Annotated in this window: 12 protein-coding genes; 7 read left to right on the top strand and 5 right to left on the bottom strand. The window is 68.6% G+C overall.

All coding sequences use genetic code 11. The features are described from left to right. Position 1: 1 nt before the first annotated feature. The 4 genes from ACK4S2_RS05255 to ACK4S2_RS05240 all read right to left on the bottom strand — a co-directional run bounded on the left by ACK4S2_RS05255 (position 2) and on the right by ACK4S2_RS05240 (position 3,647). Positions 2-190, bottom strand: a complete 189-nt coding sequence (locus ACK4S2_RS05255; RefSeq protein WP_409621135.1) for a hypothetical protein — start codon at positions 188-190, stop codon at positions 2-4. Positions 191-271: 81 nt separating this feature from the next. After that, the gene (locus ACK4S2_RS05250; protein WP_409621132.1) at positions 272-1,444 is read right to left on the bottom strand and encodes an LLM class flavin-dependent oxidoreductase; all 1,173 of its coding nucleotides are present in this window, start codon (positions 1,442-1,444) and stop codon (positions 272-274) included. Between the two features lie 133 nt (positions 1,445-1,577). Beyond that, positions 1,578-2,270, bottom strand: a complete 693-nt coding sequence (locus tag ACK4S2_RS05245; RefSeq protein WP_409621129.1) for a UTRA domain-containing protein — start codon at positions 2,268-2,270, stop codon at positions 1,578-1,580. A gap of 12 nt (positions 2,271-2,282) precedes the next feature. Further along, complete coding sequence (locus tag ACK4S2_RS05240) at positions 2,283-3,647, bottom strand: formimidoylglutamate deiminase (protein ID WP_409621126.1); 1,365 nt, start codon at positions 3,645-3,647, stop codon at positions 2,283-2,285. Positions 3,648-3,713: 66 nt separating this feature from the next. Between ACK4S2_RS05240 and hutI the strand changes: the two genes are divergently transcribed. The 7 genes from hutI (at position 3,714) to ACK4S2_RS05205 (ending at position 12,195) form a co-directional block, all read left to right on the top strand. After that, complete coding sequence (hutI, locus tag ACK4S2_RS05235; RefSeq protein WP_409621123.1) at positions 3,714-4,889, top strand: imidazolonepropionase; 1,176 nt, start codon at positions 3,714-3,716, stop codon at positions 4,887-4,889. Then, positions 4,883-6,400, top strand: a complete 1,518-nt coding sequence (hutH, locus tag ACK4S2_RS05230) for a histidine ammonia-lyase (RefSeq protein WP_409621120.1) — start codon at positions 4,883-4,885, stop codon at positions 6,398-6,400. Before hutI ends, hutH begins: the two co-directional genes overlap by 7 nt. An 82-nt stretch (positions 6,401-6,482) precedes the next feature. Further along, on the top strand, positions 6,483-7,283 hold the full coding sequence (gene hutG / locus ACK4S2_RS05225) for an N-formylglutamate deformylase (RefSeq protein ID WP_409621117.1): 801 nt from the start codon (positions 6,483-6,485) through the stop codon (positions 7,281-7,283). Then, positions 7,280-8,965: a urocanate hydratase gene (gene hutU / locus ACK4S2_RS05220; protein WP_409621114.1), complete on the top strand. Its 1,686-nt coding sequence runs from the start codon at positions 7,280-7,282 to the stop codon at positions 8,963-8,965. The genes hutG and hutU overlap by 4 nt, the downstream gene beginning before the upstream one ends. Before the next feature lie 36 nt (positions 8,966-9,001). Then, on the top strand, positions 9,002-10,093 hold the full coding sequence (locus ACK4S2_RS05215) for a TRAP transporter substrate-binding protein (protein WP_409621111.1): 1,092 nt from the start codon (positions 9,002-9,004) through the stop codon (positions 10,091-10,093). Between the two features lie 54 nt (positions 10,094-10,147). Further along, positions 10,148-10,648 (top strand): TRAP transporter small permease subunit, encoded by a 501-nt coding sequence (locus ACK4S2_RS05210; RefSeq protein ID WP_409621108.1) that lies wholly within the window; start codon positions 10,148-10,150, stop codon positions 10,646-10,648. Further along, positions 10,645-12,195: a TRAP transporter large permease subunit gene (locus ACK4S2_RS05205; RefSeq protein ID WP_409621105.1), complete on the top strand. Its 1,551-nt coding sequence runs from the start codon at positions 10,645-10,647 to the stop codon at positions 12,193-12,195. The genes ACK4S2_RS05210 and ACK4S2_RS05205 overlap by 4 nt, the downstream gene beginning before the upstream one ends. A gap of 135 nt (positions 12,196-12,330) precedes the next feature. Here ACK4S2_RS05205 and pyc read toward each other — a convergent pair whose 3' ends face one another. Next, a complete protein-coding gene (gene pyc / locus ACK4S2_RS05200; RefSeq protein ID WP_409621102.1) occupies positions 12,331-15,795 on the bottom strand; it encodes a pyruvate carboxylase in 3,465 nt (1,154 codons plus the stop codon). Positions 15,796-15,968: the final 173 nt, after the last annotated feature.

The raw sequence follows: 15,968 nt of genomic DNA, 5'->3' as shown, positions 1-15,968 counted from the left end.
GTCAGTTCGTCAGCCGCCCCACCGCCTCGGCCAGCACCGCGGCGCGCATGCGCGCGGCCAGCCAGGCGCGCGCGGCGATATCGGCATCGGAAAGCGCCCGGCGGGCCACGCCGGTGCCGACGCCGCCGATGGTGCGCAGATGGTCCAGATCGGCCAGCATCCGGGCCGGATCGGCGGAAAGGCGGGGCATGGGCGGGGCTCCTGTGCGGTGTCGCACCCGACCTTGCCCCGGGCGGGCAGGGCGGCAAGACCGCCCCGCCCGCCCGGCCGGTCATTCCGCCGCGTCGCGCGCCGCCTTTTCGGCGGCATAGGCGGTTTGCGCGGTTTCCACGGCCTTGGCGTGCACCGCCGCCAGATCGGGGCGCATCTTCTGCGCGCGGATCGCGGCCTGCATGGTGGAATGGTGCTGGCCCTGGAAATGCGGGAACACCTCGCGCGCGATCAGCTCGTAGGATTTCTTCGTCGCCTCGAAGTTGGCCCAGTTGTGCGCCAGCATCAGATAGGCGCCGAAACCGCCGTTCGACTGTTTCCACAGCCGGTCGATCTGGGCGCGGCACATCTCGGGCGTGCCGATGGCGCCGAAGCCGGACTCGTTGATGAAGTCGATCATCTCCTTCGCGTTCTGGCCGGGCATCGACATCTGCGGGAAGGCGGCGATTTCCTGGAAATAGTGGAACCAGTGTTCGATCCCGTATTCCACGTCGCGCCGCGCCTGTTCGGCGGTTTCGGCAATGTGGCACAGGCCGACAAGGCGCCACTTGCTGCGGTCGGCGACATGGCCGTGGTGGCGCGCCTCGGCCTCCAGCACATCCCAGTGCAAGGCCAGCGCATCGAAGCCCGCCGCGGTGGTGGCGCCGATCGAGATCATGCCGGTGCCGTATCGGCCCGCCAGCTTCGGCCCGGTGGGCGAGGCGACGGCAGCGGTGGCGATGTCGAAGTTGGAATAGGGCCGCAGGTGCAGGCGGGCATCCTTGAGCACCCAGCGTTCGTTTTCGAAGTTCACCGGATCTTCGGTGCGGATCAGCCGGGTCATGATGTCCAGCCCTTCGGCCAGCAGGCGGCGGGTGTGCTCCTGGCTGAGGCCCACCATCGCGGCATCGGTGGGCAGCGATCCGGGCCCCACGCCCAGCATGGCCCGGCCGCGGGTCAGGTGATCGAGCTGCACGATGCGTTCGGCCACCCACAGCGGATTGTGATAGCTGACCGAGACGACGCCGGTTCCCAGCCGGATATGGCGCGTGCGCTGCGCCGCGGTGGCGATCATCAGCATCGGGTCGGCCGAAATCTCGGACCCCGCCGAATGGTGTTCGCCGAACCACACCTCGTCGTAATCGCAGCGGTCGAGCCACTGCACCAGTTCCAGATCCTGTTCCAGCGCCAGTGTCGGGTTGATCCCCGGCTTGTGGAATGGCGCAAGGAAGATGCCGAAGCGCATTCTGTTCATCGTCGTCTCCTCCCTGTAGCTGCCCGGGGTGCCCGGGCGCGCGGGCAGGATAGACGCGGCAGGGGGTGCGACAAAGTGTCCAATGGTCGCAAAGGTTGCACGCTGCATCGCGGCGCAATTTCTGCGGGTGCAGTCAGATCGCGGTGCGCATCCGGTAGCCGGGGCCATAGGTCAGGCGCACGGCGGTAATCGGTTGGGCGCCGGCCCAGGTGGTGCGCCCGATCTCGAACAGCGCGGCCCCCTTGGCGCAGCCCAGCAGGGCCGCCGTGCCCGCATCGGCCGCCACGGCGCCGAAGTCGATGTCGCCGCCCGAAAAGGCGGTGTTGCGCACCAGCCATTCGTTGGCGCTGATCGTCGTCAGGTCCGCCGTCTCTACCCCCGGGGCGGCGGCCGGGTTGATCCAGCGGTCTTCGAGGCAGAAGGGTGCCTCATCGGCCAGATGCAGCGCGCGGACATGCAGCAAGGGCGCATCCGCCGGCAGGCGCAGCAACGCCGACACCGGGGCAGGGGCGGGTGCCAGGCTGCGCGACAGCAGCCGGTATCCCGGGGTCTGGCCGCGCGATTCGATATCCTGCCGGATGATCGGGATTTCGAAGGTCGCCTTGCGCACGGGCGTCAGCGCCACATGAGTGCCTGCCTTGCGCCGCCGTTCCAGCAGCCCCGCTTCGGCCAGGTCGCGCAGCGCGCGGTTGACGGTGGCACGGGCACAGCCCAGTTCGCGCGCCAGGTCCTCCTCGTCGGGGATGCGCGCGCCGGGGGGCCATTCGCGGGCGCGGATGCGCCGCAGCGCCTCGGCCTGCACCGCCTGCCAGGTCATCGCCGCCATGCTGCCCCCCCGTTATCCGGCCATCAGCCGCCGCATCGTTGCCCGATACGCCGCCTGCACCCGGTCGCGCGCCGGGTGGTGGCCATCCTGCACGATGTGCCGCCCGGCCGACCAGACGTGGCGCACCATCCGGTCATCGCGCGCGAACACGAAGGTGTCGAGTGCGGTATCGCCCGAGCGCCCTTCCATGTCCGGGTGGGTTGTGTCCAGCGCCACCAGGTCGGCCAGCCGCCCGGCTTCGATCCGCCCGGCGTCGCGCCCGGCCGCCTGCGCCCCCCCTGCGGCGGCGCCTTCCACCAGCGCCCGGCCGGTGGACCGATCCGCCGTCGCAAGCGCCGCGCGAGAGCGGTCGCGCAGGCGCTGGGAATACTCCAGCGTGCGAAGTTCCTCGGACCAGGCGATGCGGATGTTGCTGTCGCTGCCCACGCCCCAGCGGCCCCCGGCGCCGGCATAGGCCACGCCATCGAAGATGCCATCGCCGAGCGAGCTTTCGGTGATCGGGCACAGCCCTGCCACCGCGCCGGTGGCCGCCAGCGCCAGCGTTTCGGCGCGCTGCATCTGGGTGCAGTGGATCAGGCACCAGCGGGCATCCAGATCGGCATTGGCCAGCAGCCATTCCACCGGCCGCGCGCCAAGGGCGCCCTGCACCTCGTCCACCTCGGCCACCTGTTCGGCCAGGTGCATGTGAAGGGGGCGGTCCGGGCGCAAGGCGGCTGCGGCGGCCAGCGCCTGCGGCGGCACGGCGCGCAAGGAATGCGGGGCAACCCCCACCACCGTATCTCCGGGCAAGGCGGCGGCGTGGGCTTCGGCCCCTTCCAGCAGAAGGGCAAAGCGGTCGAGGGTATTGCCGAAACGGTCCTGCCCGGCCACCAGTGCCCGCCCGTCGCAGCCGCCCTGCATGTAAAGCACCGGCAACAGCGTCAGCCCCAACCCCGTCTCCGCCGCCGCCGCCACGATGCGGCCAGCCATTTCCGCCAGATCGGCAAAGGGTTGCCCGCCCGGCCCGTGGTGCAGGTAGTGGAATTCGGCCACTGCGGCATAGCCGGCCTCGGCCATTTCCACAAAGACCTGCGCCGCCACCGCCTGCACATCCTGAGGACTCATGCGGTCGAGAAAGGCATACATCTGCCGCCGCCATGTCCAGAAGCTGTCGCGCGGGTCGGGGCCGCGGCGTTCGGTCAGCCCGGCGATGGCGCGCTGAAAGGCGTGAGAATGCAGGTTGGCGGGCGCAGGCAGCAGCAGCCCCACCGCCTGTGCTCCCGCCGGCCGCGGCACCCCCGCGGCGACCGAGGCGATGCGCGCCCCCTCCACCCTCACGGCCACATCCTGCGCCCATCCCCCCGGCAAGAGCGCCTGTTCCGCCCAGATCACCGTCATCGCATTCCCCCGGTTGACACGCCGAATATGTGCAGACATATTAACCGCAATCGACAGGGACTCAAGATGGAAATCACCGGACCGACGATTCTGGAAAACGCCCGCCTCGCTACACCAGGCGGGATGGTGCAGGGCGCCATTGCCATCGACGGCGACCGTATCGCCGCGGTCGGCGATACCCCGCCCGGCGCCTGGGCGCGGGTGGACCTGCAAGGCCGCCTGGTCACTGCCGCCCCGATCGACTGCCACACCCATATCGTGCATGGCGGCAACCGCGCCCGCGAATGGGAAATGCGCCTGCAAGGCGCCAGCTACGAGGAGGTGGCCCGCGCCGGGGGCGGCATCGTTTCCACCGTCGCGGCGACGCGCGGCGCGTCCGAGGACGAGTTGCTGGCCCAGGCCCTGCCGCGCGTCGATGCGCTGCTGGCCGAAGGGGTGTCGTGCATCGAGATCAAGTCGGGCTATGGCCTTGACCTCGAGACCGAACTCAGGATGCTGCGGGTGGCCCGCCGCATCGGGCATGTGCGCCCCGTGCGGGTGCGCACCAGCTTTCTCGGCGCCCATGCGGTGCCGAAGGGCGCCGAGGCCGACGCCTATATCGACGGCACCTGCATCCCGGCGCTGAAGGCCGCTCATGCCGAAGGTCTGGTCGATGCGGTTGACGGGTTCTGCGAAGGCATCGCCTTTTCGGTGGCGCAGATGGAGCGGGTGTTCGCGGCGGCCAAGGCCCTCGGCCTGCCGGTCAAGCTGCATGCCGAACAGCTGTCGCACATGGGCGGCACGGCGCTGGCCGCACGGCACGGCGCGCTGTCGGTCGATCACGTCGAATACGCGACGGAAGGTGACGCCCGCCTGCTGGCGGCCTCGGGCACCGTCGCAGTGCTGCTGCCCGGCGCCTTCTATGCCATCCGCGAAACGCAGGCGCCCCCCGTGGCCGCCTTTCGCGCGCATGGCGTGCCGATGGCGGTGGCAACCGATTGCAACCCCGGGTCGTCGCCCCTGACCTCGATCCTGCTGGCGATGAACATGGCCTGCACCCTGTTCCGCCTGACCCCGGACGAGGCGCTGGCCGGCATCACCACCCACGCCGCCCGCGCCCTGGGGCTGACCGATACCGGCGCGCTGGCCCCCGGGCTGCGCGCCGACCTGTGCATCTGGAACGTCGAAACCCCGGCCGAGCTGGCCAACCGCATCGGCTTCAACCCGCTACACGCCCGCATCTTCGGAGGCCGCGCATGCTGACCCTCACCCCCGGCGCGACCCGGCTGGAAACGCTGGAAACGCTTTGGCGCACGGGCGCCCCGGCCCGGCTCGACCCCGCCTGCCGCCCCGCAATCGAGGCCGCCGCCGCCCGCGTGCGCGACGCCGCCGAAGGCGCGGCGGCGGTTTACGGCGTCAACACCGGCTTCGGCAAGCTCGCCTCGGTCAAGATCGCGGCCAGGGACACCGCGACGCTGCAGCGCAACCTGATCCTGTCGCATTGCTGCGGCGTGGGCGAGCCGCTGGATGAGGCCACCACCCGCCTGATGATGGTGCTGAAACTCCTTTCGCTCGGTCGCGGCGCCTCGGGCGTGCGGTGGGAGGTGATCGCCCTGATCGAGGCGATGCTCGCCGCCGGCGTCACCCCCGTGGTGCCCTCCCAGGGTTCGGTCGGCGCCTCGGGCGACCTCGCGCCGCTTGCCCACATGACCGCCGCGATGATCGGGCAGGGCGAGGCCATGTTCCGCGGCACCCGGATGCCCGGCGCCCAGGCACTGGCGGCGGCGGGGCTGGTGCCTGTCACCCTCGGCCCCAAGGAAGGGCTGGGGCTAATCAACGGCACGCAATTTTCCACCGCCTGCGCGCTGGCAGGGCTCTGGGGTGCCTGGCGCTGCGCGCAATCGGCGCTGGTCACCGCCTGCCTGTCCACCGATGCCATCATGGGCTCGGACGCGCCCTTGCAGGAGGAAATCCACGCCTTGCGCGGCCACCGCGGCCAGATCGCGGTGGCAGAGGCCATGCGCGGCCTGATGGCCGGCAGCCTCATCCGCGACAGCCACCGCGATGGCGATACCCGGGTGCAGGATCCCTATTGCATCCGCTGCGTGCCGCAGGTGAACGGCGCAGGCGTCGACCTGTTGCGCTTTGCCGCGCAAACCCTTGAAACCGAGGCGAATGCCGTCACCGACAACCCGCTTGTCACCGCGCGCGGCATCGTCTCGGGCGGCAACTTCCATGCCGAACCCGTGGCCTTCGCCGCCGACATCATCGCCCTGGCCCTAGCCGAAACCGGCGCCATCGCGCAGCGCCGCGTCGCGCTGATGGTGGACCCCACGCTGTCCCACGACCTGCCGCCCTTCCTGACGCCCGATCCGGGCCTCAACTCCGGCCTGATGATCGCCGAGGTCACCACCGCCGCCCTGATGAGCGAGAACAAGCACCTCGCCCATCCTTGCAGCACCGACAGCACCCCCACCTCCGCCAATCAGGAGGATCACGTCTCGATGGCCGCGCACGGCGCGCGCCGCCTTGCGCGGATGGTGGACAACCTCGCCGTCATCCTCGGGGTCGAGGCGCTGTGCGCCGCGCAAGGCATCGAGTTCCGCGCGCCACTGCCCACCTCGCCCCGCCTGCAATCGGCGCTGGCCGCCATCCGCGCCGTCAGCCCCGCCGTCACCCAGGACCGCACCCTTGCCCCCGACATCGCCGCCGCGGCCGCCCTGGTCCGCAACGGCACCCTCGTCGCCGCCACCGGACTGGAGTTCGCGCTGTGATCATTTTCTGTCCGCAAATATCCTCGGGGGGTGAGGCCGCAGGCCGAGGGGGGCAGAAGGCCCCCCTGACCCGGGTGCAGCCATGACCCCGGTCGAGGTCACCCGCGGCACCGGCCCCGTCATCCTCGGCCTGCCGCATACCGGCACCTGGCTGCCCGAAGGCATCCGTGCCCGCCTGAACGCCCGCGGGCAAGAGCTCTCCGATACCGACTGGCATATCGAACGGCTCTACGACGGGCTTCTGCCCGACGCCACCACGGTGCGCGCCACCTTTCACCGCTACGTCATCGACGCCAACCGCCCGCCGGATGGCGCAAGCCTCTATCCTGGCCAGAACAGCACCGATCTGGTGCCCCTGACCGATTTCGACGGCGCCCCGATCTGGGACACCCCCCCGGATGCGGCCGACATCGCGCAGCGCCGGGCCGACTTCCACGCCCCCTACCACGCCGCCCTGACGGCCGAGATGGAACGGGTGCGCAGCTTGCACGGGGTGGCGATCCTGTACGATTGCCATTCGATCCGCAGCCATATCCCCTTCCTGTTCCCCGGCACGCTGCCCGATTTCAACATCGGCACCGCAGGCGGGGCCAGCTGCGACCCGCGGATCGAAGCTGCTGCGCTGGAAACCTGCGCAAATGCAACAGGTTACAGCCACATCCTCAACGGCCGCTTCAAGGGCGGCTGGACCACGCGCCATTACGGCCGCCCCGATCGGGGTTGGCACGCGATCCAGATGGAACTGGCGCAATCCACCCATCTGGAAACCGAATCCGCCCCTTATGCCTACTCGGCGCAAAAGGCCGCGCGCCTGCGCCCGATCCTTGCCGAAATCCTCAAGAAAATCGCCGCTTTGGCCCCCGTTCTGAAGGTGATGCCATGACCAGCCCCCGCCACAACATCCGCGACGTGTTCCCCCCCACCGGCCCCGAGATCAGCTGCAAGAGCTGGCTGACCGAGGCGCCCTTGCGGATGCTGATGAACAACCTGCACCCCGATGTGGCGGAAAATCCGCACGAACTGGTGGTCTATGGCGGCATCGGCCGCGCCGCACGCACCTGGGACGATTTCGACCGCATCGTGGCCACGCTGCGGGGCCTCAACGATGACGAAACCCTGCTGGTGCAGTCGGGCAAGCCGGTGGGCGTGTTCCGCACCCACAAGGATGCCCCGCGCGTGCTGATCGCCAACTCCAACCTCGTGCCGCACTGGGCAACGTGGGAGCATTTCAACGAACTGGATCGCAAGGGCCTGGCGATGTACGGCCAGATGACCGCCGGATCGTGGATTTACATTGGCACCCAAGGCATTGTGCAGGGAACCTACGAAACCTTTGCCGAGGCCGGGCGCCAGCATTACGGCGGCAACCTGAAAGGCCGCTGGATCCTGACCGGGGGCCTTGGCGGCATGGGCGGCGCGCAGCCCCTGGCCGCCGTGATGGCCGGCGCCTGCTGCCTGGCGGTAGAGGTGGACGAAACCCGCGCCGATTTCCGCATCCGCACCCGCTATTGCGATGCCAAGGCCCACAGCCTCGACGAAGCCCTTGCCATGATCGCCGATTGGGCGGCCAAGGGCGAGGCAAAGTCGGTCGCGCTGATCGGCAACGCGGCCGAGGTGTTCCCCGAACTGGTCGCCCGCATGAAGGCCGGTGGCCCCCGCCCCGACATCGTCACCGACCAGACCAGCGCACATGACCCGCTGCACGGCTATTGCCCCGCGGGCTGGACGGTGGCGGAATGGCGGGCAAAGCAGGAAACCGACCCCGCTGCGGTGGAACGCGCCGCCCGCGCCAGCATGCGGGCGCATGTCGCCGCGATGGTGGATTTCTGGAATGCCGGGGTGCCGACGCTGGATTACGGCAACAACATCCGGCAGGTCGCCAAGGACGAAGGGCTGGAAAACGCCTTTGCCTTTCCCGGCTTTGTCCCCGCCTACATCCGCCCGCTGTTCTGCCGCGGGATCGGCCCGTTCCGCTGGGCCGCGCTGTCGGGCGACCCCGAGGATATCTACAAGACCGACCGGCGGATGAAGGAGCTGTTCCCCGACAACGCCCACCTGCACCGCTGGCTGGACATGGCCGCAGACCGCATCGCGTTCCAGGGCTTGCCCGCGCGCATCATGTGGATCGGCCTGGGCGACCGGCACCGGGCGGGCCTTGCCATCAACGAGATGGTGCGCAAGGGCGAGCTGAAGGCCCCGGTGGTGATCGGGCGCGATCACCTCGATTCGGGGTCCGTGGCCAGCCCCAACCGCGAAACCGAGGCGATGAAGGATGGCTCGGATGCCGTCAGCGACTGGCCGCTGCTCAATGCGCTGCTGAACTGTGCATCCGGCGCCACCTGGGTATCGCTGCACCACGGCGGCGGGGTGGGCATGGGCTACAGCCAGCACTCCGGCATGGTGATCTGCTGCGACGGGTCCGAAGATGCCGACCGGCGCATCGAGCGCGTGCTGTGGAACGACCCCGCCACCGGCGTCATGCGCCATGCCGATGCCGGCTATGACATCGCCATCGACTGCGCCCGCGAACATGGCTTGCATCTGCCGGGCATTCTGAAAAGCTGATAAAGTCTGCACATATCCAACAGGAAGGAGAGACCCATGAAAAGACGTGACTTCCTCGCCACCGCCGGTGTCGGCGCCGCGGCGGCCACCCTGGCCGCCCCGGCCATCGCACAAGGCACGATCAAGTGGCGCATGGTTTCGGCCTGGCCGCGCAACCTGCCGGGGCCGGGAGTGGCCGCGCAGATGCTGGCCGACCGCATCACCGCGCTGTCGGGCGGGCGGATTCAGGTGGAACTGTTCGCCGCTGGCGAGATCGTGCCCGGGCCGGGCGTGTTCGATGCCGTGGCCGAAGGCACGGCGGAAATCTATCATGCCGTTCCGGCCTACTGGGGGTCGAAATCCAAGGGCATCCTGCTGTTCGGCAGCCAGCCGCTGGGCCTGACGGCCATCGAGCAGCACGGCTGGATGCTGCACGGCGGCGGCCAGGCGCTGTATGACGAGATGTATGGCCGCTTCGGGCTCAAGCCCTTCCTGTGCGGCAACTCGGGCCCGCAATGGGCCGGCTGGTTCCGCAACGAGGTCAACAGCCTCGATGACCTCAAGGGCCTGAAATACCGCACGACGGGGCTCAATTCCGAAGTCTGCGCCAAGATCGGCATGGCGGTCGAGGCGATGTCGGGCCCGGCCATGTTCCAGGCGCTGCAATCGGGGGCGCTGGATGCGGGCGAATTCATCGGCCCGTGGTCGGACAGTGCCCTCGGGTTGCAGCAGGTCGCCAAGAACTATTACGGCCCCGGCGTGGGCGAGCCGTCCTCGGCCGAGGAATGCGCGGTGAATGCCAAGGCCTGGACCGACCTGCCGGACGATCTGAAGATGGCGGTCGAAAAGGCGGCCGAGAGCCTCTACAACCCGGTGCTGACCGAATACACCACCAAGCACGCGCTGGCCTTGCGCGAATTGACCACCCAGCACGGCGTCACGGTGCGCCAGCTGCCCGAGGATGTGATCGTGGCCATGGGCAATGCCATGGGCGAGGTCATTGCCGAACTGCGCGCCAGCAACGACGATCTGGTCAGGCGCATCACCGAAAGCTTCCTGGCCTATCGGCAGCTGATGGTGGAATACATGCCCCACGCCGACAGCGGGCAGATGATCGCCCGCGGCCTGAGCTACAACTACGGCGGCTGAGGCCGCGGGGCGGCGCGGGGGGGCCTCGTGCCGCCAACATTCCGGGGGGCAGACATGACCGCCATCGCCGATGCGCTGGACCGCATCAACCGCGCCGTCGGCGCCTTTGCCCTGTGGCTGTCGCTGGCCATGGTGCTGCTGCAATTCGCCATCGTGGTGATGCGCTATGCCTTCGGCTTCACCTCGATCTTCGTGAACGAGGCGGTGCTGTATCTGCACGCGTCGCTGTTCATGCTGGGGGCGGGGTACACGATGCTGGTGGGCGGGCATGTGCGGGTGGATATCTTTCATGCGAAGATGACCGATGCGGGCAAGGCGCGGGTGGACCTGGCCGGGCATGTGCTGCTGCTGTTCCCGGCGCTGGCGATGCTGCTGTGGTGGTCCTGGCCGATGGTCAGCCGGTCCTGGGCCATCTGGGAAGGGCCGATTTCGGTGGGCGGCATTCCGGCATCTTTCCTCTTGAAATCGCTGATCCCGGCCTATGCCGGGCTTCTGATGGTGCAAGGCGTCTCGGCGCTCTTGCGCGATGTGCTGCGGGCGAGGGCGGTGGCATGACCCTTCCCCTGGACCTTCTGATGTTCGCAGCCCTGATCGGGGCCATCCTGCTGGGCTATCCGGTGGCCTTCACCATCGCCGGGGTCGCCACGCTGTTCGCGGTGCTGGGCTGGGCGCTGGATGCGTTTTCCATGAACCTGATGGGCGCCCTGGGGCAGCGGTTCTTTGCGGTGCTGACCAACCCGGTGCTGACGGCGATTCCGCTGTTCGTCATCATGGGGGTGGTGCTGGAAAAATCCCGCATCGCCGGGGAGTTGCTGGAAACCATGGGCCGGCTGTTCGGCGCCATGCGCGGCGGGCTGGGCGTGTCGGTGGTGCTGGTGGGCGCGCTGCTGGCGGCATCGACCGGCATCGTCGGCGCCACCGTGGTGGCGATGGGCATGATCGCGCTGCCCGCGATGCTGCGAAACGGCTATTCGCCTTCGCTGGCCGCCGGAACGGTGGCCACCGCCGGCACGCTCGGGCAGATCATCCCGCCTTCGACGCTGCTGATCATCCTGGCCGAGGTGATGAGTTCGGCCTTTCAGCAGGCGCAATACAAGCAGGGCAAGTTTTCCATCGAGACGATTTCGGTGGGCCAGACCTTTGCCGCCGCCCTGGTGCCCGGGCTGGTGCTCGTGGCGGTCTATATCCTGTATATCCTTGCGCTGGCCTGGCTGCGGCCTTCGGTGGCACCGGCGATGCAGCACCGGACGGTGAAGCCCAGCCGGGGCGAGGTGTCGGGCGCGATCCTGCCCCCGGTCCTGCTGATCGTTGCGGTTCTGGGCTCGATCCTCGGCGGCATCGCCAGCCCGAACGAGGCCGCCAGCGTCGGTGCGGTGGGCGCGATCCTGCTGGCGGGGCTGCGGCAGGGGGCCTCGCGCGGGCTGGTGCTGGCCGGGGCGGGGGCGCTGGTGCTGCTGGCGGTGGCGGCAGGGCTGGCGCCGGTGCGCTTGCAGCGGTCGGATGCCGGGGCAGGGGCCTTTGCGCTGGCGGCCCTGTATGGCGGGCTGGGGCTGGTGGCGCTGGCGGCGATTGCCGCCTGCCTGCGGGCGCTGTTTGCCCGCGGCATCATGGTGCCCGCGATGGCGCAGACGATGGTGGTGACATCCATGATCTTTGCCACCATCCTGATGGCATCGTTCTTTTCGCTGGTCTTTGTGGGGCTGGGGGGCGAACACCGGGTTGCCGCGATCCTGACCGCGCTGCCGGGGGGGGCTACAGGGGCGCTGGTCTTTGCCATGGCCTTCGTGTTCGTCCTGGGGTTCTTCCTCGATTTCGTGGAAATCTCGGTGATTCTGCTGCCGCTGCTGATCCCGCCCTTGATCCTGATGGGGCACGATCCGATCTGGCTGGCGGTGTTGCTGGCGGTGAACCTGCAAACCAGTTTCCTGACCCCGCCGTTCGGCTTTTCGCTGTTCTACCTGCGCGGGGCGGCGCCCGCGGAAGTGACCACCGGCATGATCTATCGCGGGGTTGCACCCTATATCGTCTTGCAGCTGGCGGTGATGGCGCTGATCTGGCTGGCCCCCGGCATCGCCACCTGGCTGCCGCGCGCGGTGTTCTGAACGCAGCAGCCGTGGCGGGCGCGGAAGCGGGGGGGGTCACACCCCCCGGCGCCCATCGGTTCTCGAACCGATGGCGAACACGATGGGCGCCCCGTGGGATATTTGGAGACAGAAAATGAAGGCGGGTGCGCTGCCTCAGTCCAGTTCCACCAGTAGATCCTTGGCCTCGACGCCCGCGCCGGGGCTGACGTGGACAGCCTTGACCGTGCCGGCGCGGTCGGCGTGCAGGCCGGTTTCCATCTTCATCGCCTCGATGGTCACCAGAAGGTCGCCGGGCTTCACCTTTTGCCCGACCGTCACCGCGACCGAGGCGATGGAGCCGGGCATCGGCGCGCCGACATGCGCCGGGTTGCCGTCGGTGGCCTTGGGGCGGCGGGCGGTGGCGGATTTCACGCTGCGGTTGGGCACCCGGATCACCCGCGGCTGGCCGTTGAGTTCGAAGAACACCCGCACCTCGCCATCGTCGGTGGTTTCCCCCACCGTCTGCAGGCGGATTTCCAGCGTCTTGCCGGGGTCGATTTCGGCGGTGATCTCCTCGCCAGGTTCCATGCCGTAAAAGAAGGTGCGCGTGGGCAGGGTGCGCACCGGGCCATAAGTCGCATGGCGGGCGCGATAATCGAGAAACACCTTGGGATACATCAGGTAGCCGCACAGGTCTTCGTCGTCGATGGTCTCGAGCTCGGCATCCTCGCCGGCCATCGCGCGCACCTTTGCCAGCAGGTCGGCGCGCGTCGCCTCCAGGTCCACGGGGGCCGCGTGCAGGCCGGGGCGGTCGGTAAAGGGCTTTTCGCCTTTCAGCACCTTGGCCTGCAAGGCCGCCGGCCAGCCGCCGGGGGGCTGGCCCAGATTGCCCTTCATCATGTCCACGACCGAGTCGGGGAAGGCCACTTCGGTATCGGGGTCTTCGACCTGGGCGCGGGTCAGCCCTTGCGCCACCATCATCAGCGCCATGTCGCCCACCACCTTCGACGACGGCGTGACCTTGACGATGTCGCCGAACATCCGGTTCACCTCGGCATAGGTGCGGGCGACTTCGGGCCAGCGGGATTCGAGGCCGAGGCTGCGCGCTTGCGCCTTGAGGTTGGTGAACTGCCCGCCCGGCATCTCGTGCAGGTAGACCTCGGAACTGGGCGCCTGCATCCCGGATTCGAAGGCGGCGTAATGGGCGCGCACCTCGTCCCAGTAATCGGAAATCGCCCGGATCGCAGCCATGTCGAGGCCGGTGTCGCGCTCCGACCCCTTCAGCGCGGCAACCACGGTGCCCAGGGTGGCCTGGCTGGTGTTGCCCGACAGCGCATCCATCGCGCAATCGACCGCATCCACCCCGGCCTCGGCCGCAGCGAGGATGGTGCCGCTGGCGATGCCGGCGGTGTCGTGGGTGTGCAGATGCACGGGCAGGCCGGTTTCGTCCTTCAGCGCCTTGACCAGCACGCGGGCGGCCGCGGGTTTCAGCAACCCGGCCATGTCCTTCAGCCCCAGCACATGGGCGCCGGCGGCCCGAAGCTCCCTGGCCATCGAGACGTAGTATTTCAGGTCGTATTTGCTGCGGTCCGGGTCCAGCAGGTCGCCGGTGTAGCAGACGGTGCCTTCGCAGATTTTCCCGGCCTCTTGCACCGCGTCCATCGCCACGCGCATGTTTTCCACCCAGTTGAGGCTGTCGAACACGCGGAACACATCCACCCCGGTTTCGGCGGCCTGTTTCACGAAGGCGCGCACGACATTGTCGGGGTAATTGGTGTAGCCCACCCCGTTCGCCCCGCGCAGCAGCATCTGCAACAGCAGGTTGGGCATGGCCGCGCGCAGGTCGCGCAGGCGCTGCCAGGGGCATTCCTGCAGGAATCGGTAGGCGACGTCGAAGGTCGCGCCGCCCCAGCATTCCACGCTGAACAGACCCGGCAGGTTGGCGGCATAGGCCGGGGCCACGCGGATCATGTCCAGGCTGCGCATCCGGGTGGCCAGCAGGCTCTGGTGCCCGTCGCGCATGGTGGTGTCGGTGACGAGGACGCGGGTTTGCGCCAGCATCCAGTCGGCCACGCCTTTCGGCCCAAGTTCCCGCAGCAGGTCGGCGGTGCCGGCAGGGGGCGGTTCGGGCGCCACCTTGGGCGCACGGGGGGCGCGTGCCTCGGCCGGTTTCGGGCGGCCGGCGGTTTCGGGATGCCCGTTCACCGTGATGTCGGCGATGTAGGTCAGGATCTTGGTCGCCCGGTCGCGGCGGCGCTTGAACTGGAACAGCTCGGGCGTCGTGTCGATGAACTTGGTGTGGTATTCGTTCGACAGGAACGTGGGGTGCTTCAGCAGGTTCTCGACGAAGGCGATATTGGTCGCCACGCCGCGGATGCGGAATTCGCGCAAGGCGCGGTCCATCCGGGCGATCGCCATTTCCGGCGTCGGTGCCCAGGCGGTGACCTTTTCCAGCAGGCTGTCGTAATAGCGGGTGATGACCGCGCCGGAATAGGCCGTGCCGCCGTCGAGCCGGATGCCCATGCCGGTGGCGCCGCGATAGGCGGTGATGCGGCCGTAATCGGGGATGAAGTTGTTCTGCGGGTCTTCGGTCGTCACCCGGCACTGGATGGCATGGCCGTTCAGGTGCACATCGGCCTGTGTCGCCGCCCCGGTCGCCTGCGCCAGGGTGGCGCCTTCGGCAATCAGGATCTGGGCGCGCACGATGTCGATGCCGGTGACCTCCTCGGTCACGGTGTGTTCGACCTGCACGCGGGGGTTCACCTCGATGAAGTAGAAGGCGCCGGTTTCCATATCCATCAGGAATTCGACCGTGCCCGCATTGCGATAGCCGACGGCGCGGCCGATCTTGAGGCCGAGTTCGCAGATTTCCGCGCGCTGCGCCTCCGACAGATAGGGGGCAGGGGCGCGTTCCACGACCTTCTGGTTGCGCCGTTGCACCGAACAGTCGCGTTCGTACAGGTGGTAAAGCCCACCGTGGCTGTCGCCGAGGATCTGCACCTCGACATGGCGGGCGCGCTGGATCATCTTTTCCAGATACCCTTCGCCATTGCCGAAGGCGGCTTCGGCCTCGCGCCGGCCTTCGCGGACCTTGGATTCAAGCTCGTCCGGCGACAGGATCGGGCGCATGCCGCGCCCGCCGCCGCCCCAGCTGGCCTTCAGCATCATCGGAAAGCCGATCTCGGCCGCCATCCGGCGCACTTCGGCCATGTCGTCGCCCAGCACCTCGGTCGCCGGAATCACCGGCACACCGGCGGCCATCGCCACGCGCCGGGCGCTGGCCTTGTCGCCGAGCGCGCGCATGGTCTCGGCCGTGGGGCCGATGAAGGCGATGCCGTTGGCCACGCAAGCCTCGACGAATTCGGGGTTTTCCGACAAGAGGCCATAGCCGGGGTGGATGGCGTCGGCGCCCGACAGCTTGGCCACCCGGATGATTTCGGGGATCGACAGATAGGCCCCCACCGGCGACAGCCCCTCGCCGATGCGGTAAGCCTCGTCCGCCTTGAAGCGGTGCAGGCCCAGCTTGTCCTCCTCGGCGAACACGGCGACGGTGCGCTTGCCCAGTTCGTTGGCGGCGCGCATCACGCGGATGGCGATTTCGCCGCGGTTGGCGATCAGGATTTTCTTGAACTCGGCCATGAAGGAACCTCCCCGGCAGCGTGGCGTTGCCGGCGACACTAGCGATGCTGCGATGCGGCGCAAGAGACTTGTCACATTTCGGCAAGGTTTTCGCTTGCGCCGCGCCTTGGCGGGCCAAGGTCTGGTGTAGCAAAGTGCACCGGCTGTGATAGCCTGCCGCACAGCTGTCGCAG

It is taken from the genome of Gemmobacter sp. (genome assembly GCF_046292685.1).
Lineage (GTDB): Bacteria > Pseudomonadota > Alphaproteobacteria > Rhodobacterales > Rhodobacteraceae > Wagnerdoeblera.
This window is presented reverse-complemented; position numbering and strand designations above follow the sequence as displayed.

Bases quoted from the DNA above. Each gene is read 5' to 3' on its own strand.
- pyc (WP_409621102.1), bottom strand. From the start codon at position 15,795: ATGGCCGAGTTCAAGAAAATCCTGATCGCCAACCGCGGCGAAATCGCC.
- ACK4S2_RS05245 (WP_409621129.1), bottom strand. From the start codon at position 2,270: ATGGCGGCGATGACCTGGCAGGCGGTGCAGGCCGAGGCGCTGCGGCGC.
- ACK4S2_RS05205 (WP_409621105.1), top strand. From the start codon at position 10,645: ATGACCCTTCCCCTGGACCTTCTGATGTTCGCAGCCCTGATCGGGGCC.
- hutU (WP_409621114.1), top strand. From the start codon at position 7,280: ATGACCAGCCCCCGCCACAACATCCGCGACGTGTTCCCCCCCACCGGC.
- ACK4S2_RS05255 (WP_409621135.1), bottom strand. From the start codon at position 190: ATGCCCCGCCTTTCCGCCGATCCGGCCCGGATGCTGGCCGATCTGGAC.
- ACK4S2_RS05210 (WP_409621108.1), top strand. From the start codon at position 10,148: ATGACCGCCATCGCCGATGCGCTGGACCGCATCAACCGCGCCGTCGGC.
- hutG (WP_409621117.1), top strand. From the start codon at position 6,483: ATGACCCCGGTCGAGGTCACCCGCGGCACCGGCCCCGTCATCCTCGGC.
- hutI (WP_409621123.1), top strand. From the start codon at position 3,714: ATGGAAATCACCGGACCGACGATTCTGGAAAACGCCCGCCTCGCTACA.
- ACK4S2_RS05215 (WP_409621111.1), top strand. From the start codon at position 9,002: ATGAAAAGACGTGACTTCCTCGCCACCGCCGGTGTCGGCGCCGCGGCG.
- ACK4S2_RS05240 (WP_409621126.1), bottom strand. From the start codon at position 3,647: ATGACGGTGATCTGGGCGGAACAGGCGCTCTTGCCGGGGGGATGGGCG.
- hutH (WP_409621120.1), top strand. From the start codon at position 4,883: ATGCTGACCCTCACCCCCGGCGCGACCCGGCTGGAAACGCTGGAAACG.
- ACK4S2_RS05250 (WP_409621132.1), bottom strand. From the start codon at position 1,444: ATGAACAGAATGCGCTTCGGCATCTTCCTTGCGCCATTCCACAAGCCG.